This window comes from Burkholderia sp. Ax-1720 (assembly GCF_011753035.1).
In the GTDB taxonomy this organism is placed as follows: Bacteria; Pseudomonadota; Gammaproteobacteria; order Burkholderiales; family Burkholderiaceae; genus Burkholderia; species Burkholderia gladioli.
Genome location: NZ_VWWK01000060.1, coordinates 17288 through 36048, shown reverse-complemented (window position 1 = coordinate 36048; position 18761 = coordinate 17288). Strand labels below are relative to the sequence as shown.

17 protein-coding genes and 1 pseudogene are annotated in these 18761 nt (G+C 64.8%); 7 read left to right on the top strand and 11 right to left on the bottom strand.

The window, feature by feature from the left end; genetic code table 11:
• The 3 genes and pseudogenes from F3J18_RS18630 to F3J18_RS18620 all read right to left on the bottom strand — a co-directional run.
• A pseudogene (locus F3J18_RS18630) lies at nt 1–126 on the bottom strand (5-dehydro-4-deoxyglucarate dehydratase); the annotation flags it as partial.
• A gap of 76 nt (nt 127–202) precedes the next feature.
• On the bottom strand, nt 203–1552 hold the full coding sequence (gene gudD / locus F3J18_RS18625) for a glucarate dehydratase (protein WP_025100215.1): 1350 nt from the start codon (nt 1550–1552) through the stop codon (nt 203–205).
• Nucleotides 1553–1658: 106 nt separating this feature from the next.
• Nucleotides 1659–2993 carry an MFS transporter gene (locus tag F3J18_RS18620; RefSeq protein WP_166913611.1) on the bottom strand — a complete coding sequence of 445 codons (1335 nt, stop codon included), beginning with the start codon at nt 2991–2993 and terminating at the stop codon, nt 1659–1661.
• Nucleotides 2994–3501: 508 nt separating this feature from the next.
• On the opposite strand from F3J18_RS18620, the gene F3J18_RS18615 reads away from it, so the two are divergent.
• Nucleotides 3502–4212 carry a FadR/GntR family transcriptional regulator gene (locus tag F3J18_RS18615; RefSeq protein ID WP_013688832.1) on the top strand — a complete coding sequence of 237 codons (711 nt, stop codon included), beginning with the start codon at nt 3502–3504 and terminating at the stop codon, nt 4210–4212.
• Between the two features lie 95 nt (nt 4213–4307).
• Here the strand turns inward: F3J18_RS18615 and F3J18_RS18610 are convergent, their stop codons facing one another.
• Both F3J18_RS18610 and F3J18_RS18605 read right to left on the bottom strand, forming a co-directional pair.
• Complete coding sequence (locus tag F3J18_RS18610; RefSeq protein WP_047839721.1) at nt 4308–4985, bottom strand: isoprenylcysteine carboxylmethyltransferase family protein; 678 nt, start codon at nt 4983–4985, stop codon at nt 4308–4310.
• 92 nt (nt 4986–5077) lie between these two features.
• Entirely contained in the window at nt 5078–5986 is a 909-nt protein-coding gene (locus tag F3J18_RS18605) for a LysR substrate-binding domain-containing protein (RefSeq protein ID WP_166913610.1), read from the bottom strand.
• A 71-nt stretch (nt 5987–6057) separates the two neighbouring features.
• Here F3J18_RS18605 and F3J18_RS18600 point away from each other — a divergent pair, with 71 nt between their 5' ends.
• Nucleotides 6058–7227, top strand: a complete 1170-nt coding sequence (locus F3J18_RS18600; protein WP_025100219.1) for a tartrate dehydrogenase — start codon at nt 6058–6060, stop codon at nt 7225–7227.
• A 546-nt stretch (nt 7228–7773) separates the two neighbouring features.
• Here F3J18_RS18600 and F3J18_RS18595 read toward each other — a convergent pair.
• The gene (locus F3J18_RS18595; protein WP_025100220.1) at nt 7774–8253 is read right to left on the bottom strand and encodes a nuclear transport factor 2 family protein; all 480 of its coding nucleotides are present in this window, start codon (nt 8251–8253) and stop codon (nt 7774–7776) included.
• A gap of 132 nt (nt 8254–8385) precedes the next feature.
• Nucleotides 8386–9027, bottom strand: coding sequence for a TetR/AcrR family transcriptional regulator (locus tag F3J18_RS18590; RefSeq protein ID WP_042285908.1), 642 nt, complete (start codon nt 9025–9027; stop codon nt 8386–8388).
• 82 nt (nt 9028–9109) lie between these two features.
• Between F3J18_RS18590 and F3J18_RS18585 the strand changes: the two genes are divergently transcribed.
• Both F3J18_RS18585 and F3J18_RS18580 read left to right on the top strand, forming a co-directional pair.
• Nucleotides 9110–9781 carry a YceI family protein gene (locus F3J18_RS18585; protein ID WP_013688826.1) on the top strand — a complete coding sequence of 224 codons (672 nt, stop codon included), beginning with the start codon at nt 9110–9112 and terminating at the stop codon, nt 9779–9781.
• 115 nt (nt 9782–9896) lie between these two features.
• Nucleotides 9897–10523 carry a GNAT family N-acetyltransferase gene (locus tag F3J18_RS18580; RefSeq protein ID WP_025100223.1) on the top strand — a complete coding sequence of 209 codons (627 nt, stop codon included), beginning with the start codon at nt 9897–9899 and terminating at the stop codon, nt 10521–10523.
• A gap of 131 nt (nt 10524–10654) precedes the next feature.
• On the opposite strand, the gene tdh is transcribed toward F3J18_RS18580, so the two are convergent.
• Both tdh and F3J18_RS18570 read right to left on the bottom strand, forming a co-directional pair.
• Nucleotides 10655–11683 carry an L-threonine 3-dehydrogenase gene (gene tdh, locus F3J18_RS18575; RefSeq protein ID WP_013688824.1) on the bottom strand — a complete coding sequence of 343 codons (1029 nt, stop codon included), beginning with the start codon at nt 11681–11683 and terminating at the stop codon, nt 10655–10657.
• 12 nt (nt 11684–11695) lie between these two features.
• Nucleotides 11696–12895: a glycine C-acetyltransferase gene (locus F3J18_RS18570; RefSeq protein WP_017918702.1), complete on the bottom strand. Its 1200-nt coding sequence runs from the start codon at nt 12893–12895 to the stop codon at nt 11696–11698.
• Between the two features lie 160 nt (nt 12896–13055).
• Between F3J18_RS18570 and F3J18_RS18565 the strand changes: the two genes are divergently transcribed.
• From F3J18_RS18565 to F3J18_RS18555, 3 genes are all read left to right on the top strand, one after another.
• Nucleotides 13056–13670: an XRE family transcriptional regulator gene (locus F3J18_RS18565; protein ID WP_013688822.1), complete on the top strand. Its 615-nt coding sequence runs from the start codon at nt 13056–13058 to the stop codon at nt 13668–13670.
• 82 nt (nt 13671–13752) lie between these two features.
• On the top strand, nt 13753–14139 hold the full coding sequence (locus F3J18_RS18560; RefSeq protein WP_013688821.1) for a DUF2471 family protein: 387 nt from the start codon (nt 13753–13755) through the stop codon (nt 14137–14139).
• Nucleotides 14140–14292: 153 nt separating this feature from the next.
• Nucleotides 14293–15336 carry a tyrosine-type recombinase/integrase gene (locus F3J18_RS18555; protein ID WP_166913609.1) on the top strand — a complete coding sequence of 348 codons (1044 nt, stop codon included), beginning with the start codon at nt 14293–14295 and terminating at the stop codon, nt 15334–15336.
• Nucleotides 15337–15395: 59 nt separating this feature from the next.
• On the opposite strand, the gene F3J18_RS18550 is transcribed toward F3J18_RS18555, so the two are convergent.
• Together F3J18_RS18550 and F3J18_RS18545 are read right to left on the bottom strand one after the other, a co-directional pair.
• Nucleotides 15396–16604 carry a DNA-binding protein gene (locus F3J18_RS18550; protein WP_025100226.1) on the bottom strand — a complete coding sequence of 403 codons (1209 nt, stop codon included), beginning with the start codon at nt 16602–16604 and terminating at the stop codon, nt 15396–15398.
• 1889 nt (nt 16605–18493) lie between these two features.
• On the bottom strand, nt 18494–18760 hold the full coding sequence (locus F3J18_RS18545; RefSeq protein WP_167242643.1) for a hypothetical protein: 267 nt from the start codon (nt 18758–18760) through the stop codon (nt 18494–18496).
• Between the last annotated feature and the right edge of the window lies 1 nt (nt 18761).

Sequence of the window (18761 nt, the reverse complement as noted above, 5' to 3'; positions counted from 1 at the left end):
GGCGAGCCATTCGAGGCGCTCGACATAGGTGCTCGGGCGGAAGTTGCCCTCGGCGTCGAAGTCGGTGACGGGGAAGGACAGCAGGCCTTCCGAGATGATCTGCTTGAGTTCCTGAGGCGTGGTCATGTGCTTGCTTGGTTCGGTTCGTGAGGCGATCGAGCCGGCCCGGCCGATCGCGTTGAATGTCGTGTCGATGTCGAGTTCAGCGCACCAGGCAGGGGCGCTTGTTGTCGAACTTCCAGTTCGGGATCAGGTACTGCATCGCGACGCCGTCGTCGCGCGCGCCCAGGCCGTGCTGCTCGTACAGCGCGTTGGCGCGTTCGAGCGCATCCATGTCGACCTCGATGCCCAGGCCCGGCCTGGCCGGCACCTTCACCTTGCCGCCGACGATCTGCAGCGGATCGCGCGTCAGGAACTGGCCGTCCTGCCAGATCCAGTGCGTGTCGATCGCGGTGATCTTGCCCGGCGCGGCGGCCGCCACGTGCGTGAACATCGCCAGCGAGATATCGAAGTGATTGTTCGAGTGCGAGCCCCAGGTCAGGCCCCAGTCGTTGCACATCTGCGCGACGCGCACCGAGCCCTGCATGGTCCAGAAGTGCGGATCGGCCAGCGGGATGTCGACCGATTGCAGCTGGATCGCGTGGCCCATCTGGCGCCAGTCGGTGGCGATCATGTTGGTGGCCGTCGGCAGGCCCGTGGCGCGGCGGAATTCGGCCATCACCTCGCGGCCGGAATAACCGTTCTCGGCGCCGCAGGGATCTTCCGCGTAGGCCAGCACGCCGTGCATGTCGCGGCACAGGCGCACCGCCTCGGCGAGCGACCAGGCGCCGTTCGGGTCCAGCGTCACGCGCGCTTGCGGGAAGCGCTCGGCCAGCGCCTTGGCGGCCTCGATCTCCTCGTCGCCGGACAGCACGCCGCCCTTCAGCTTGAAGTCGTTGAAGCCGTAGCGCGCCTGCGCGGCCTCGGCCAGGCGCACCACCGCCTCGGGCGTCATCGCCTCCTCGGTGCGCAGGCGCTCCCAATCGTCGCGACCATCGGCGCCGCTGGCATAGGCCAGGTCGGTCTTGTTGCGGTCGCCGATGTAGAACAGGTAGCCGAGCATCTCGACCTCGTCGCGCTGCTGGCCTTCGCCGAGCAGGGCCGCCACCGGCACGTTCAGGTGCTGGCCGAGCAGGTCGAGCAGCGCCGCCTCCAGCGCCGTGACGGCGTGGATGGTGGTGCGCAGGTCGAAGGTCTGCAGGCCGCGGCCGCCGGCGTCGCGATCGGCGAAGGTCGAGCGCACGCGGTTCAGCATCGCCTGCAGGTTGCCGATCGACTGGCCGACCACGATCCCGCGCGCATCGTCGATGGTCTTGCGGATCGCCTCGCCGCCCGGCACTTCGCCCACGCCGGTGTGACCGCTGCTGTCGCGCAGGATCACGACGTTGCGCGTGAAGAACGGGCCGTGCGCGCCGCTCAGGTTCATCAGCATGCTGTCGCGGCCGGCGACCGGCACGACGCGCAGCTCGGTCACGACAGGGGTGGCGTTTGCCTGGATGGAATTCGAGGACATGGAGCGTTACCTGAAAAAGGCGCCGAATCCGGCGCTGGAGAAAGCTTGCAAAATCCGGCGGCACCTCGTGGGCGCCGCCGCCTCATTCATGCGCGATGCGCGTGCTTCAATGCGGGTTGCTGCTCGACAGCGTACCGCCGTCGGGCGTGGTGCCGGCGGGCCGGCTGCGCGCCAGGAAGCCCGCCGCGGCCGCGATCAGCGAGGCCGCCGCCAGGCCATACAGGCCGCCCTTGATCGAGCCCGTGTGCTGCTGCAGGTAGCCGAAGGCGGCCGGCGCGAAGAAGCCGCCGAGATTGCCGAGCGAGTTGATCAGCGCGATCACGCCCGCCGCGACCCGCGCATCCAGATAAGCTTGCGGGATCGGCCAGAACAGCGACGAAGCCGCCTTGAAGCCGATCGCCGCGAAGCAGATCGCGACGAAGGACATCAGCGCGTTGCTGGTGGTCGACGCGAACAGCCCGCAGGCCGCGATCACCAGCGCGGTGGCCATCCAGGCACGCTGATGACGCCAGCGCGCCGAGGCCATCGCGAAGCCGTACATTGCGACCATCGCGATCAGCCAGGGAATCGCATTGAGCAGCCCGACCTGGAAATCGCTCAGCCCGCCGATCTTGCGGATGATGGTCGGCAGCCAGAAGGTGGCCGCGTAGATCGTCAGCTGGATCGCGAAATACAAGAAGCAGAACAACAGGATCTGCGGATCGCGCAGCAGCTTCATGGTCGGCACATGCGCATTGCCGCGCGCATCGCGCTCGGCCTGCTCGGCCGCGATGGTCGAGTGCAGCGCCTGCTTTTCCGCGCTGCTCAGCCAGGGCGCGTCGTCGATGCGCGACTTCAGCATCATCCAGCTCACGCCGCACAACAGGATCGAGAAGCCGCCCTCGATCAGGAACATCCACTGCCAGCCCTTCAGGCCCAGGCCGCTGATCGACAGCAGGCTGCCCGTGATCGGCCCCGACAGCACCGAGGCGAACGCCGAGCCGCCCAGGAAGATCGCCACCGCCTTGCCGCGCGACGCTTGCGGCAGCCACTGCGTGAAGTAGAACACCACGCCGGGGAAGAAACCCGCCTCGGCCACGCCGAGCAGGAAGCGCAGCACGTAGAACGACTGCTCGTTCCAGACGAAGGCCATGGCCGCCGCGACCACGCCCCAGGTGCCCATGATCCGCGTCAGCCAGGCGCGCGCCCCGAACTTCTGCATCAGCACGTTCGAGGGCACCTCGAACAGCGCGTAGCCGACGAAGAACAGCCCGCTGCCGAAGCCGTAGGCCGCCGCGCCGATGCCGAGGTCGGCATGCATGTGCGAATTGACGAAACCGATGTTCACGCGATCGATGTAGTTCGCGATGAACATCACCAGGAACAACGGCATCACATGCCGCATCACCTTGGCGACCGCCGAATCGAGCGGGTTCGCTGCCGTGCCGAGAGCTGCTGTCAACGATGTCTCCTGTATCGGCCGCGGGCGGCCTGGACGAGCCTCACGTAGCACCCGTCGATCGCTCTGCACGATTTTGCGTGATACGTTGTCTGACAACATTGTAGTCGGACAACCTGTTTGCCGATTAGCCGCGTTTACCCTGGGTCCTCCATATTCAATATCGAAGCCTGAGACATATGACTTTCACGAGTTTGACCAGCCTTGCGAGCTGGTCATGCTAGGACGTCAGACAACAGAGATTTTACGTGGAAATCGATGCCCTTGTCCGACAACGAGTCATTGTGTCGTCCGATGATTTCCGGCTGCCTCGAACCGGGATCTGGCGAACGCCGAACACCCGTGATCGCTCCGTGATTTCCCGATATCTCTCGCCAAATCGGTCCCGAACCGCTTGTCCGCTCCAGGTTTGCGGCTATGATGCCGGGATTCGGGACATCGGATGACCTCGACAAGAGGTCATGACCCGCCCCAATTTTCCAGAACCGTTTTCCTCGCCCCGCAAGCACTCATGAGCAGCCTGTCCGAGAAGGTCGTCGCGTCCCTGTCCGAAGAAATCCGTCGCGGTGCCCTGCGGCCCGGCGACCGGCTGCCGACCGAGGTCGCGATGATGAAGCAGCTCTCGGTGAGCCGCTCGGTGATCCGCGAGGCAATCTCGCGCCTGCAGGCCGCGCGCATCGTCGAGACGCGTCATGGCGTCGGCACCTTCGTGCTGGCGCCGCACAACGACGCGACCATGCAGTTGCCGACCGCCGACCTGTCGAACATGCTCGATGCGATGGCCGTGCTCGAATTCCGCATGGATGTGGAGGCGGCGTCGGCGGCGCTGGCCGCCAAGCGGCGCACCGAGCAGAACCTGCGGCTGATGCAGGTCGCGCTCGAGCGCTTCGAGGCCGAGCTCCAGCGCGGCAGCACCGACACGCTCGCGCACGACATCGAGTTCCATCTGCAGATCGCGCAGGCCAGCGGCAACCGCTACTTCGTCGACGTGCTGAGCCAGCTCGGCCGTTCGGTCAGCCCGCGCACGCGCCTGGGCAGCGCCGAGCTGGCCGAGCTCGACCAGATCGACGTGCTGCGCCAGGTGCTCGACGAGCACCGCTGGATCTATCGCGCGATCGAGCGACAGGAACCCGACGACGCGCGCGCCGCGATGCGCGTGCACCTGAGCAAGAGCCGCGAGCGCCTGCAGCACGCGCACGACACGAGCCATTCGCAAGGCTGAAGACACAGGCGCGCAGCCTGTTTTCCCTGCTCCCGAAAACCCTCACCTTTAACCGCCTTGCATCGATTTGCGTGCGCGCGCAACGGTGAGCCGACTCACCATATTCCCGGCACGAGTCGCCGGCGCACTGTGCGACAGTAGTCGGAATAGCCCGCCAGACGGGCTTCCAGGTATTTTTCCTCGTCGAGCAGGCGCACCACGATCGCTGCGGTGAGGACGACGGCACAGCCCAGCGCACTCCAGGACTGCAAGGCCAGCGGGCTCCCGAAAAACATCACCATTGCGGCCGAGTACATGGGATGGCGCACATAGGCGTAGGGCCCGGTCGAGATCACGGTCTGGTTCTCGGCCAGCGTGATCGTGCTCGCGGCGAAGGTATTCGCGCGCAGCACCGCGAAGCAGATCGCGAAGCCGAGCACCAGCAGCGCGTTGCCCGCCAGCACCATCGCCAGGTCGAAGCGAGGCTGCGTGAAGCGCCATTCCAGGCCGGCGCCGATCACCAGCGCCGCGCTGCCGAGGCCGGCCACGGCCAGCACGGCTTTCTGCAGCGGCGAGGTTTCGGCACGCACGCCGACATGCATGCGCCGCTCGATCAAGGCCGGATCGCGCCGCGTGAACCAGGCTGCCGTGGCCGAGGTGCAGAGCGAGAACACGGCCCAGTAGAGCCAGCCCTGCCAGTAGCGTGGTGAGTCGGACGACACCACGAACATCACCGCGAGCGCGATGACGAACTGCATCTGCGCGATCGCGACGCGCCGGGCCAAGGGGCTCATGATGTGTCTCCTCCGGTGAGGTTTCGTGGTTTTGTCGGATCACCTGCCGTATTGCAATCGAATCGACCATCCTGGCGCGACACGGCGGCCGATCACGCCGCTGCGCGCCATTGCGCGAACGCCTCCGCCAGGAAGTCGACGCACACGCGCACCTTCGCCGACGCGGCCAGCCGCGCCGGATAGACCGCCCACACATTGGCCGGCTGCGTGACGTCGGGCAGCACGCGCCTCAGCGCGCCGCTGTCGAGCAGCGGCCCGGCTTCCCAGATCGAACGCAGCACGATGCCCTTGCCGGCCAGCGCCCATTGCACGGCCACCTCGCCGTGATTGGTCGAGAGCGCGCCGCCGACCTTCACCGAACTCGTCTCGCCGCGCTGCGTCAGGCGCCACACGCCGAACGGGTGATCGCGCTCCTTGATCGCCAGGCACTGGTGCGAACCGAGGTCGGCGATCTGGCGCGGCGCGCCGTGTCGTTCGAGATACGCGGGAGAGGCACACAGCACACGATAGTTGGTCGCGAGCCGTTTCGCGATCAGATGCTCGGCGATTTCATCGCCGATCCGCACGTCCAGGTCGAAACCCTCGCCGGCCACGTCCACCAGCCGGTCGAACAGATCGAGCCGCACATTGATCTGCGGAAAGCGTTCGCTGAAATCGAGCAGCGCCGGCGCGAGCACGTGACGGCCGAAGCCGAAGCTGCTCGAGATGCGCAGCGTGCCGCGCGGCACCGTGCGCGTGGTGGAGACGTCCTCCACCAGGTGATCGACGTCGTCGAGGATCTTCTCGGCCCAGGCCAACACGCGCTCGCCGGAATCGGTGACGGCCACGCGCCGCGTCGAGCGATGCAGCAGCCGCGTGCCGAGCTGGCCCTCGAGCAGGGCGACGCGCTTGCTGACATAGGCCGGCGAGACGCCGAGCTGCTCGGCCGCCGCGCTGAAGCTGGCCACCCGCACGACGATGCTGAATACGCGCAGGTCGTCGAGATTCGGCGCTTTATTCACGATGTGTGGAAAGTCGTTTAACCGGATTCCGATTCTAATCCCGGGCGGAATCAATAGAATGCTCGGAAGCGATGCAGGACCGAGCCGATCGGTCCGCACTTTCGAAGCCCGGCGCCGCCGGGCAACCCAGGCACGAGAACGAGGAGGCGCTGGCGATGAGCGAGAAGGTCTACAGGATTGCGGTGATTCCCGGCGACGGCATCGGCCGCGAGGTGATGCCCGAAGGGATGCGGGCGCTCGATGCGGTCACGCGCCGCTTCGGCATCCGTTTCGAGGCGACCCATATCGACTGGGCCAGCTGCGATTATTACGCGCAGCATGGCCAGATGATGCCCGACGACTGGAAGGCCCAGCTCGCCGGCATGGATGCGCTGCTGTTCGGCGCGGTGGGCTGGCCCGACACGGTGCCCGACCACATCTCGCTGTGGGGCTCGCTGCTGAAGTTCCGTCGCGAATTCGACCAGTACGTCAACCTGCGCCCGGCGCGCCTGTTCGAGGGCGTGCCGAGCCCGCTCGCCAACCGCAAGGCAGGCGATATCGACTTCATGATCGTGCGCGAGAACACCGAGGGCGAATACTCGTCGGTGGGCGGCGCGATGTTCGAGGGCACCGAGCGCGAGTTCGTGGTCCAGCAGGCGGTGTTCACGCGCACCGGCACCGAGCGCGTGATGAAGTTCGCGTTCGACCTGGCCCAGAGCCGCGCCAAGGAGCTGACGGTGGCCACCAAGAGCAACGGCATCGCGATCAGCATGCCGTGGTGGGATGCGCGCGCGGCCGAGATCGCGCAGCAGTATCCCGAGGTGAAATGGGACAAGCAGCACATCGACATCCTCTGCGCGCGCTTCGTGTTGAATCCCGATCGCTTCGACGTGGTGGTCGCCTCCAACCTGTTCGGCGACATCCTGTCGGATCTCGGCCCGGCCTGCACCGGCACGATCGGCATCGCGCCCTCGGCGAACCTGAACCCGGATCGCAAGTTCCCCTCGCTGTTCGAGCCCGTGCACGGTTCGGCACCCGACATCGCCGGGCGCTACATCGCCAATCCGATCGCGATGATCTGGTCGGCGGCGATGATGGTGGACTTCCTCGGTCACGGCACCGGCGTCGAGCGCGAGGCGCATGACGCGATCCTCGCCGCGATCGAGCACGTGCTCAAGCATGGGCCGCGCACCGGCGATCTCGGCGGCAAGGCGAGCACGCAGGAAGTGGGCGAAGCGGTGGTCGCGCAACTGCTCGCCTGAGGCCTGCGTCCTGTCCTTCCGCTCGTGAAGGTTCATCGGTGACCCACGGTGCGCGCTACCGCGCACCGTTCACCGAATCCCGAAAAGCCTCACCTTATCGGCGGGGCCCCTCCCGAATTTCCTCACCTCAAGCGCATCCCGCACAGTCGATTTCACCCTGCATGCACGCAAGGTGATGCGGGACGGCCTCGCCTTGCGCACCTGTGAAGCCATGCGGATGTTGGTCGTTAGTTGCGCTGAGGGTATCGATACAGGGCGTGCCGGCTGGCTGTGAAGCCATTGCCGCGAAATTAACGACTCGTGTGCACGCTCGATGGTGAGCCGCTGCATGTATCGAATTGGCACCGCTCATCGATACGTGTGCTGTGATCGGTGATGAACCGCGCCATCACGTAACGCACCGAAGCGGAATCGCGCGAAGCGAACTCCGCACGACAAGGTGAGCGACATCGTCATCTCTCTCGAACCGTGCGCGATATCGCGAGCACCATGCAAGACGGGGCCATCCGGCTCGTCGCCGAATGGCCCCGCATGTTTTACATCAGCTTACAGACCGAGATCCGACAGGCTCGCGTGATCGTCGGGACGACGACCGAGCGGCCAGTGGAACAGACGATCCTGCTCGCGGATCGGCAGGTCGTTGATGCTCGCGTGGCGACGCGCCATCAGGCCGTTCTCGTCGAACTCCCAATTCTCGTTGCCGTAGGAGCGGAACCAGTTGCCGGCATCGTCATGCCATTCGTAGGCGAAGCGCACGGCGATACGGTTGCCGTCGAAGGCCCACAGTTCCTTGATCAGGCGATAGTCGAGCTCGCGCGCCCACTTGCGCGTCAGCAGGCCGACGATCTCCTCGCGACCGGTGACGAACTCGGCGCGGTTGCGCCACTTGCTGTCGCGCGTGTACGCGAGCGACACGCGTTGCGGATCGCGCGTGTTCCAGCCGTCCTCGGCGGCACGCACCTTCTGGATGGCGGTCTCGCGCGTGAACGGCGGGAGCGGCGGACGGATTTCGCTGACTTCGGACATGGTGTTTCTCCTGGCTGCGTAGGTCGTTGGGGACTGCAAGTTTCTCAGGACTGCAAACAAGCCTTCGCGCACTCGCGTGAAGGCGATCATCTCGTCGCGCCGCATGCAAACCATGCGGCGCCTGGGTGTTGCTCAGTCGGCGCGGGCCTCGAAGGCTGCCAGCAGTACCTCGCCGGCCGAGCGCGCATCGCGCGACGCCGAGGCATCGCCGCTGACCAGCGCCACGCCGATCGCGCCGTCGATCAGCACCAGCCACTGACGCGACAGGCGCGCCGCGTTCCTGCGATCGATGCCGTCGGCATCGGCCAAGGCATCGCACTCCTCGCGCACGAAGGCCAGCAGCCGCTCCTTGTGATAACGCGCCACGCCGCGGATCGGATCATGCACGTCGCCGATCTCGCCCGCCGCGTTGAGGAAGGCGCAGCCGTGAAAATCGGGCCGCTCGAACCATTCGCGCAAGACATCGAACATCGCCAGCAGCCGGGCACGGGGCGTCTTGCCCCGCTCGCGCGTGCCGTCGATGAACCACGCCATCCAGCGATCGTCGCGCCGCGCCAAGGCTGCCGTTACCAAGGCTTCCTTCGATTCGAAGTGCGTATAAAAGCTCTTGCGCGCGGCCCCCGAGCGCTTGACGATCGCGTCGACGCCGGTGGCATGAATACCGCCCGCATAAACGAGTTCCTCCGCGGCCTCGAGCAGGCGCAAGCGCGCATTGCCCGCCGCCGGCTCGGGTTCTTGAGGAACTGCTGAGTTTCTTCGCTTGCTCTCGTTCATGGCGCATAAGGTAGAACGATCATTCTCCTTTGTCAAGCGAGCTTGCCTGCGCTATCGTGCCCGGACACAACAGGAGACGGTCATGGCTTGGCAATCCGGCGCGCGATGGCGCGCCCTCATCGGCGGCCTGGGGCTCGCGCTGGCAACCGCCTGCACCCCCGTGGCGGTCGTCACGCATCACGTCTCGACGGCCACCGAGAAGGTGCCGGTCGGGCGCTACACGCTCGATCCGCATCACTGGAGCGTCTCGTTCGACGTCTCGCACTTCGGCTACTCGCGCTTCACGATGCGCTTCGACAAGGCCAGCGCGGTGCTGGACTGGCGCGCCGGCGGCCCGGCCATGAGCCAGGTCAGCGCGACCATCGACGCGTCCAGCCTCGACACCAACGTGCCGATTCTCGATCGCATGGTGACCGGCAGCGACGCGCTCGACGCCGCGCGCTATCCCTCGATCCGCTTCGACAGCACCGGCTGGACGCCGACCGGCGAGAACACCGGCAAGCTGGCCGGCAACCTGACGATCCGCGGCACCACCAAGCCGATCACGCTGGCGGTCACCTTCAACGGCTACGGCCGCAACCCGCTCACCAAGCAGCCGACCGTCGGCTTCTCGGCCAGCGGCAGCTTCAGCCGCGCGGCCTTCGACATCCCGACCTGGTACCCGGCTGTCGGCGACGACGTGCGGGTGCGGATCGAGGCCGAGTTCGAAATGCCGCCAGCCGGCGGCGACGGCGCGGCAAGCCCCGCCCAGTAAGCCTCGGCGCCGGCGCGGCGAGCCCGCGCCGGCCGGCGTTTACGACATTTTTTCTTGATCGTCGCCAGCGGCCGTTCCTACACTTCGGACAACCGAATCAGGTTCAGGAAACGCCATGTCGACACCTCGTCTCGCCCCCGTTCCGAACACCGGCTATGTGCCGAAGCCGTACGATCGCATCGTGCTACGGCCGTTCGATCCGGCGCGCGACGATTACGAGACGCTGACGGTCCTGCTGCATCGCGCCTTCGGCCGGCTCGGCGCGATGGGACTGAACTGTCCGTGCGTCGACCAGCCCGCCTCGGCGACGCGCCAGCGCGCGCTGGCCGGCACCTGCTTCGTCGCGACCTGCCATGGCCATGTGATTGCGACCATGACGCTGCACGAGCGCGACCAGGCCGGCACGAACCATCTCTATCGCTGCCGCGACGTCGCCAGCTTGCGGCAGTTCGGCGTCGATCCGATCTGGCAAAGCCGCGGCGTGGGCCGCGCGCTGGTCGCGTTCGCGGTGCGCTGGGCCGCCTCGCGCGCTTATGCCCGGCTCGCGCTCGACACGCCCTATCCGGCCACGCACCTGCTGGCCTTCTACCGCAGCCTCGGCTTCGAGATCGCCGACGTGGTCCGCTTCGCCGGCCGCGGCTACGACAGCGCGATCCTGTGCCGCTCGACCGCCCAGCCGGTCAGCCTGCCCGAGACGGGACCGCGCATCGTCACGCTGTCGTCCTGCAGCCGCCGCGGCTGAGGTGGGCTTCTCGCCTTCGATAGGGATCACTGAATAAAAGCGCTTCGCGGCCGCCCATGAAAAATGCCGGCGCCGGCGCTGTCGCGCCAGACACCGGCATCGCTTGATGCAGGCCTTGCGTGATACCCGACTCAGACGGTCCAGTCGAGGATCACCTTGCCGCTCTCGCCGGAGAGCATCGCCGCGAACGCCGCTTCATAGTCGTCGACGGCATAACGATGGGTGAGGATCGGCGAGAGGTCGAGCCCGCTTTGCAGCATCGCCACCATCTTGTACCAGGTCTCGAACATCTCGCGGCCATAGATGCCCTTGATCTCGAGCCCCTTGAAGATCACCTGGTTCCAGTCGATCGCCGTCTGCGCCGGCGGAATGCCGAGCAGCGCGACCTTGCCGCCGTGGTTCATCGCATCGAGCAGGCTGGTGAACGCGCTCGGCACGCCCGACATCTCCAGGCCGACGTCGAAACCTTCGGTCATGTGCAGTTCGTGCATCACGTCGCGCAGCGATTCGCGCGCGACGTTCACGGCACGCGTCGCGCCCATCTTGCGCGCGAGGCCGAGCCGGTAATCGTTGACGTCGGTGATCACCACGTTGCGTGCGCCCACATGTTTCGCGATCGCCACGGCCATGATGCCGATCGGCCCGGCGCCCGTGATCAGCACGTCCTCGCCGACCAGGTTGAAGGACAGCGCCGTGTGCGTGGCATTGCCGAACGGATCGAAGATCGCGGCCAGGTCGTCGGAGATCTCGGGCGGGATCTTGAAGGCGTTGAAGGCCGGGATCGCCAGGTACTCGGCGAAGGCCCCCTCGCGATTCACGCCGACGCCGACGGTATTGCGGCACAGATGCCGCCGCCCCGCCCGGCAATTGCGGCAGAACCCGCAGGTGATGTGGCCTTCGCCGGACACGCGGTCGCCGATCGCGAAGCCGCGCACTTCCTGCCCCATCTCGACGATCTCGCCGACGTATTCGTGGCCGACATGCATCGGCACCGGAATCGTCTTCTGCGCCCAGTCGTCCCACTTCCAGATATGGATGTCGGTGCCGCAGATCGCCGTGCGGCGAATCTTGATCAGCACGTCGTTATGCCCGACCTCGGGCCGCTTCACGTCGGTCATCCGCAGGCCGGGGCCGCGTTCGAGTTTCGCCAGCGCTTTCATCTCCGCTTCTCCTCAGATCACGCCCAGCGACTTGCCGACCCGCACGAAGGCGTCGACGGCACGATCGATCTGCTCGGGCGTGTGGGCCGCGCTCATCTGCGTGCGGATCCGCGCACGGCCGCGCGGCACCACCGGGAACGAGAAGCCGATCACGTAGACGCCTTCGGCCAGCAGCGCATCGGCCATCCTGGTCGCGACCTGCGCATCGCCGAGCATCACCGGGATGATCGGATGCTCGCCCGGCACCAGGGTGAAGCCGGCCTCGCTCATGCGGCGGCGGAAATGCGCGCCGTTCTCGCGCACGCGGCGGCGCAGGCGCGCGCCCTCGTCGCTGGCGAGCAGTTCGAGCACGGCCAGCGAGGCCTCGGCGATGCTCGGCGCGAGCGTGTTCGAGAACAGGTAGGGACGCGAACGCTGGCGCAGCAGCTCGACGATCTCCTTGCGGGCCGACACATAACCGCCCGATGCACCGCCCAGCGCCTTGCCGAGCGTGCCGGTGACGATGTCGACCCGATCGGCCACGCCGCAATGCTCGGGCGTGCCGCGGCCATGTTCGCCAATGAAGCCGACCGCGTGCGAATCGTCGACCATCACCAGCGCGCCGTAACGATCGGCCAGGTCGCAGACGCCTTTCAGGTCGGCGATGATGCCGTCCATCGAGAACACGCCGTCGGTCGCGATCAGCTTGAAGCGCGCGCCGGCCGCGTCGGCCTCGCGCAGCTTCGCCTCGAGATCCTGCATGTCGTTGTTCTTGTAGCGGAAGCGCTTGGCCTTGGACAGGCGCACGCCGTCGATGATGCTGGCGTGGTTCAGTTCATCGCTGATGATCGCGTCCTCTTCGCCGAGCAGCGTCTCGAACAGGCCGCCGTTCGCGTCGAAGCAGCTCGAATAGAGGATCGTGTCGTCGGTGCCGAGAAAGCGCGACAGCGCCGCCTCGAGCTGCTTGTGCACCGTCTGCGTGCCGCAGATGAAACGCACCGAGGCCATCCCGAAGCCGTCGCGCTCGAGGCCCGCCGCCGCGGCCGCCACCAGGCGCCGATCGTTGGCCAGGCCGAGATAGTTGTTCGCGCAGAAATTCAGCACGCCGGCGCCGTCGGCCAGCTTCACGTCCGCGGCCTGGGGGCTCGCGATCTCGCGCTCGGTCTTGTAGAAACCGTCGGCGCGGATCTGGTCGAGGGTCCCGCGCACATGGGCGAGGAAGGCATCACGCATCTGTCTGCTCCTGAGTGGGCTGGGGCGCGCGGGCGGCCCGCTCGTGGCGGCGGCCGCGCGGCCTGCTACTGTTATAGTCGCCCGTTGGGTTTATCGTATTTTTCCTGTATTTCGAACTCAAGTTCGAGATATCGAACGACTCTAAGCGAACCGATATCAAATGGCAAGTTCTTCCGGCACGCGCCGCGCCGCGGCTTCCGCCTCGCCGCCGGCGGGCGATGCGAGCATCCCGCCGCGCGTCGGCGAGACCATCCAGCGGCTGCGCAACGAACGCAAGCTCACGCTCGACGACCTGTCGCGCGCGGCCGGCGTGTCGAAATCGATGCTTTCGGAAATCGAGCGCGACAAGGCCAACCCGACCATCGCGGTGGCCTGGCGCCTGACCAATGCGCTCGGCATCAGCCTCGACGAGCTGTTCGCGCAGCCGAAATCGCCGGAGACGATCCGGGTCGACGGCCTGCACGACATCCCGACGCTGTCCGGCCATGACAATCAATATCAGTTGCGCGTCTGGGGCCCGATCGAACTGGCCGGCCGCTTCGAATGGTATGAACTGACCCTGCCGGCCAATGGCGCGCTGGTGTCGAATGCCCACGAGCCCGGCACGCGCGAGCACCTGACCGTGCTGGCCGGTTCGATCGAGATCGAGGCCGGCAGCAGTTCGCGGCGCTTGAAGACGGGCGAGACCGCGCGCTACGCGGCCGATGCGCCGCACGCGATCCGCAATCTCGGCCGCGGCGAGGCCAAGGCGCTGCTGATCGTGATCCATCGCTGAAATCCCGCGTCCGGCCTGTCGTATCCGGCAGTTGCGCAATTCACTGTATATTTGTACAGTGTTGGCTCACGAGGAGCCCGCTATGACCGAACAGGACCTGGCCGCGCTCAGCTTCAAGGCTGCGGCGCAAGACATGGAGATGATCGTCCGCCACATTGCCGCCCGCTACATCCGTCAGCGGGTACCGCTGACGTGGCGGCTGCTGCAGGCGATCGAGGCCGAGGCGATGGCCGATCTCGGCTTCGCCGCCCGGCACGATCCCTTCATCCGCAGCCTGTTCGAAAGGCCCGCGGATTTCGAATTCCCCGAAACCGACGATCCAATCGACGTCGCGCAGTCCAATGCGCTGCCGGCGGTGCTGTCATATGCCGTCTCGGCCTATGAGGCCGCCTCGCGGCAGCCGAAGCTCGGTCCCGCCGAGCCGGTGCCGAGTTCGCGTCCGCGGCGCGTGCGCATCTGGGGCGGCTGAAGCGTCCCGGCACCATTGCCCACCGCGTTCTGCGCCGCTTCCGTCTCGCCAGACGCGAAGCGCCGGAGCGGCAGGCGACCAGCCATCCATGGATGGCTGGCAATTCCTGGCTCGGTGCACTACGCTCATTGAGCAACTAACGGATTTATAGACATGTCTCTTCCAAGTCCCTCGACTGCCGGGACGCTGGTAGCCACCGAACCCGATCTGTTCGACGGCACCGAGGCGGACTGGGTCGCCCAACCGGACGCGTCGTTCGACGCGTGGCTCGCGACGCAAGACTTTCGCCGTTCGTCGGCCGACGTCTATCGCGCGCAATGGGGCGCGTTCCTGACCTGGCTCGGCGAACGGCAACAGACGCTGGCCACGGTCGACACCCAATTGATCGCCAATTTCGTCGGCGAGCTGCCGATCAAGAAAACGCAACGAGTCCGTTATTTGCGGCTCATCGAGCGGGTGCTCGACCATGTACGTCGCAATGAATTCGGCTCGACCAACCCGGCCCGCTTCATTGCTCAGGATGGCGAAGCATTATGGCGCCGGGCACGCGACAACGAACCCACCAGCTTCCTCTCGCCGTCCGAACGCGCGGCCCTGCTCGCCTATCTGTTCTCGCCGCTGCCGGCGGGCGGCATGTCGCATTGGAAGGAACGGCGCGATCGCGCGCTGGTGGCGGCCTTTCTTGGCGGCGGATTGAAAACGGGGGAAGCGCGCACGCTGACGATTAGTTGCGTAAAACCCGGTGAGCCCGCGGTGCGCCTGCCCTCCACGCATCCGGCCTTCGAGCGCGAAACGCATCTCGCCTCGTTCGCGATCGCGCTATTCGACGCCTGGCTCGCCGAACGGCGGCGCTGCGATATTCCTGGCGACCTGGTCTTTCCTTCCTCGCTGACCGGCCGGCCGATGCACAAGGCCACCATGCTGCGCGCGGTCGATGCCATTGTCGAAGCCGCCAACATCGCCAACTCGAGAACCGAACGTGCCAGCCCACAAACGCTGCGCAACACTTTTGCGGCCGAACTGTTCGAAAACGGCGTCGCGCCCGAGCGCGTTGGCCATTGGCTCGGCTTCATGCAGCCGGTTTCGGCAAATCGCTTGCACCGAGCCTGGCGGACTTGGCGCGACAATCTCGAAAAAACCGCAATTGGTAGCCAGGAAGCGGATGCGAACTCGGCCGAAAGCCCGCGTCTGGTCTGATTCCGTGAGCGATCAGCTCCTGAATGCCCTCACCGTTCGGCTCCCGATTTTCCTCACCTTTACCACAGCGAGCCGCTTGAGCTGCCAATTCGGTTGAACTGTGTGACCGCCTCGAAGCGTGAGGCACAATGGCCGGAAGCATGTTCGCATTCCGGGCACAGCAATTCGAAACCTTCCTCGTCGTGCGACAGTTCCGGTTCGCCCTCCTCGCACTTCGGGCAGCGCGGCGGCAAATTCACATGCGCATCGATCGACGATCCGATCGCCTCGAAAGCCGCCGCGTCGAGCAGCCCGGCATCGGCCAGGCGTCGCAGCAACACGGCAATTCCGGATGGGACGCCCTGTGCCTGACGCAATGTCTCGATTTCCCGCGTCGCGGCCGTCAACTCGTCGCCCTGTTCGCGCAGTTGCTCGTCGAGTCGGTCGGCGCGCGCCTTGGCGGCGCTAAGTTGTTGTAAGAACTCGAATTCTTTTCGGTTCACGTCGCGCAGACCCGCTTGATAAGTGCCGGCCATGCTGCGCAGCGAATCGAGCTCTACCAGCATTGGCTTCACACGGCGCTCGGCTTCGGCCACCGCGTCCTTGATCTGCTGGGCGTAATGTTCCGTGTTCTGACGCGATTCGACGTGCAAGGCGTCGATTCTTTCTCTTAGCGACGCATTCTGCTGCTGTTCTCCTTCCAAACGCTTGTTCAACAGCTCGTTTTCGTTTTCGAGCCGCTGAGTCAGCACCTGCAGGGAATCCTGGTGCGCCGCGCCGTGCGTCGACGCGGTTGCCAAGCGGATTTCCGCTTCGGTGAGCTTCGCCTGCAATTGCTCCGCACGGTTCTCGCTACGCGCAAGAGCGAGCTCGAGCGTTTCGTGGCGAACCTGCGCCTCGCGAACCCGCTGGGCTGCCGCGGCAATTTCGTCGCTGGCTTCTTGCCGCTCGGCTTCCAGCCCGATTCGCGCTTCCTTCTGTGCTTCCTCATATAGCGAGCCCAGCAGTTCACCAGCCTTGTCTTCCAGGGATTTCGGCAAATTGCCGCCGTCGAGCCTTACCTTCGAGGCGGAGCGAATCCGCTCCCAGAAGAAATCGATGTCCTTGGGGATATCGCCGGCGCTACCGGTTTGGGTCAGGTCGCGCACATTGGCTGCGGAGGGCCGAATGCCCAGGTCGAAAAACAGGCGTTTGCAGGCGTGAAGCGAAAGATCCTGCCGGCGTGCGCCGCCTGTGCGCATCGCATCGAGTTCGGCACGGATCGTCTGGCGGATGTCGTCGAGAGTCATCGGAACGAGAGTATCGGTCAATACGTAGCAATCATAATGGAATACGTATTTTTTGATACGTGTTTGATGGAAACACCACAGCTTCTTGCCGTCTGTGCTGTTGAGGTCTTCCACAGTCGCTGCTGGCTGCCCCTCTCTCCAAAATTCCGTGAAACAAAGCGAAGAATCTCAGCTAAATCATTGTTTTTGTAGACTAAACATCTGCTTCTCAAATATCTGGGGATGTTTCACACAGAAGGAGGGTGGAGAGAAGCGATGTTTCAGGGAGCTCACGGGTGCTCGTAGAGAGTAATAGAAGTAAACACCCTTGAAACCCTTGTTAAAAACGTTAACGCCACCGCACAGCCTTACTGGGTAAGGGATTCCGGCCGACAAGGTGAAGCTTTACGGGAATCATGGTGATCTTTTGCGGGACATGAAGTGATGGGGTTCGGGGGCGAGCGTGAGGCCTTGCAGGAGAGATCGTGAGCGGATTCAGGAGCACAGCGTTCCCGGCCCTGTGCGAAAGGTGAAGCTTTTCGGGAGGGAGATCGACGTCGACACCGCATGGTGCCTGAATCGCGTCGTTTTGGGCGGGAATCCCTAAGGTGAGGCTTTGCAGGGGGGCCGTTTGGCCCCGAATCTTCCAGGGATTTGCCTATTTGATAGGCATAGGTGAGGTTTCTCGGGATTCGGGGCGGGATTGACGTGAGCTTTTACGGGAAAAAAGTACCGTTTTGGGGCGTTTGACGGCGATCACAGGCTTGAGGTGAGGTTTTTCAGGAGCCTTTGCCTGCAATTTCAGCGCCAGCCACGCTTGAGGTGAGAATTTTCGGGATTGACGGAAAGGTGGCCAAAAAAGCTTTGAGGTGAGGCTTTTCAGGACCTCGACACAGTCGAAAAAATGGCAAAGGTGAGGTTTTTCGGGAGCAGTGGGTGTCCACTTACCCGTAAACCCCCGACAAGACTGGAACTTTTGCCGTGCTTTTCGTGATCGTTTTCACGAGAGGTGAGGTTTTTCAGGAGTGTATTGAGCTCCGAAGGAATCTCCTGATTCGGGTTGAGGTGAGATCTTCCGGGAACTTGGGGGAATCGGCGCTGCATTGCACGATTCTGGGTAAGTGTATGAAATTAATGAATATTTTCCGGTGTTCAAGTCCTTGGGTGAGATTTTTCGGGAGCCTCGGATGAGGTTGAGGTGACGCATGTTTTGGGGAAAGGTGAGGCTTTTCGGGATCGAGCAGGCTGTGAGGCCCCGTATGCCGGTGCTTTTCGTTAGATGTCGTGCATCACCGGTTCGCGACGAAAGGTGAGGTTTTTCGGGGGCTCATGTGCGGATGCGGTAAAACGACGGGTTTGGCGGGCCTCGAGGAGCTGTGGACAACCCTTTTGAAGGTATCGATATGGATCGATGGCGAGCCGGTGAGGTGAATGAATACGGCTCGGATGCGATATCGGAGCCCCCAGAGACGCCGGTGGCTCCCGGAGCCTCTGACAGCCGCTGGGAGGGCTTCCTGGGGCGATTCCGAGGCGGGAACGCTCCGGAGCTTGCTGGAGCCCACCCACGGGGTCGTATCGCGCTGATTGCTCCTGGCCTGGCTCGAACGGTGCCGACGGGCTGTGTGCATTGTTGCGCCGTCGTAGTCCGCCCCACAGGGTGAGGCGACAGGACGCCGGGCATGAACCGATGTGCACCGAGGGCATCCCTGGGCAGCTTGACGCACAGGGGCGGTGAGTGCTTGTCGGAAGCTGTGCGCACCGTGTTGGCCTGCCTGGCAGGGTGACGCCGTCAGAGGGCAGTGCTTCACCCTGGCCGGGGGCTCGCTGCTTCGCCGAGGTCGGCGAGCCTCAGGACGATTGACACAGCATTTCGGTGCTGGCAGGCCATTTCCCCTTGTTTTTCGGGGTTTTCATGCTGTGAAACCGGTGATGGTCTGTGCAGATTTTCCGGCCCTTGTCCACGGGAAAATTTTTAAGGTGAGGTGATACGGGAGGGCTCTCGACGCCTCGATATCGGTGCGGCTATCATGCGCGGCCGTGTCACCCGCGACGACAAAGCGGGCGCCGGCATCACAGGTTTTGCCATCGGTGAGCTTTTGCGGGATCGTCCTGGGGTGAGGCGCTGCGAATCGCGGTGCATCACCGCCTACGGTGAGGGGCCGCTTGTAGACGCCCATC

Bases quoted from the DNA above. Each gene is read 5' to 3' on its own strand.
- F3J18_RS18590 (WP_042285908.1), bottom strand. From the start codon at position 9,027: ATGAACGAGAGCAAGCGAAGAAACTCAGCAGTTCCTCAAGAACCCGAG.
- F3J18_RS18595 (WP_025100220.1), bottom strand. From the start codon at position 8,253: ATGTCCGAAGTCAGCGAAATCCGTCCGCCGCTCCCGCCGTTCACGCGC.
- F3J18_RS18550 (WP_025100226.1), bottom strand. From the start codon at position 16,604: ATGACTCTCGACGACATCCGCCAGACGATCCGTGCCGAACTCGATGCG.
- gudD (WP_025100215.1), bottom strand. From the start codon at position 1,552: ATGTCCTCGAATTCCATCCAGGCAAACGCCACCCCTGTCGTGACCGAG.
- F3J18_RS18560 (WP_013688821.1), top strand. From the start codon at position 13,753: ATGACCGAACAGGACCTGGCCGCGCTCAGCTTCAAGGCTGCGGCGCAA.
- F3J18_RS18600 (WP_025100219.1), top strand. From the start codon at position 6,058: ATGCAGGACCGAGCCGATCGGTCCGCACTTTCGAAGCCCGGCGCCGCC.
- F3J18_RS18570 (WP_017918702.1), bottom strand. From the start codon at position 12,895: ATGCGTGATGCCTTCCTCGCCCATGTGCGCGGGACCCTCGACCAGATC.
- F3J18_RS18580 (WP_025100223.1), top strand. From the start codon at position 9,897: ATGTCGACACCTCGTCTCGCCCCCGTTCCGAACACCGGCTATGTGCCG.
- F3J18_RS18615 (WP_013688832.1), top strand. From the start codon at position 3,502: ATGAGCAGCCTGTCCGAGAAGGTCGTCGCGTCCCTGTCCGAAGAAATC.
- tdh (WP_013688824.1), bottom strand. From the start codon at position 11,683: ATGAAAGCGCTGGCGAAACTCGAACGCGGCCCCGGCCTGCGGATGACC.
- F3J18_RS18545 (WP_167242643.1), bottom strand. From the start codon at position 18,760: ATGGGCGTCTACAAGCGGCCCCTCACCGTAGGCGGTGATGCACCGCGA.
- F3J18_RS18610 (WP_047839721.1), bottom strand. From the start codon at position 4,985: ATGAGCCCCTTGGCCCGGCGCGTCGCGATCGCGCAGATGCAGTTCGTC.
- F3J18_RS18585 (WP_013688826.1), top strand. From the start codon at position 9,110: ATGGCTTGGCAATCCGGCGCGCGATGGCGCGCCCTCATCGGCGGCCTG.
- F3J18_RS18565 (WP_013688822.1), top strand. From the start codon at position 13,056: ATGGCAAGTTCTTCCGGCACGCGCCGCGCCGCGGCTTCCGCCTCGCCG.
- F3J18_RS18555 (WP_166913609.1), top strand. From the start codon at position 14,293: ATGTCTCTTCCAAGTCCCTCGACTGCCGGGACGCTGGTAGCCACCGAA.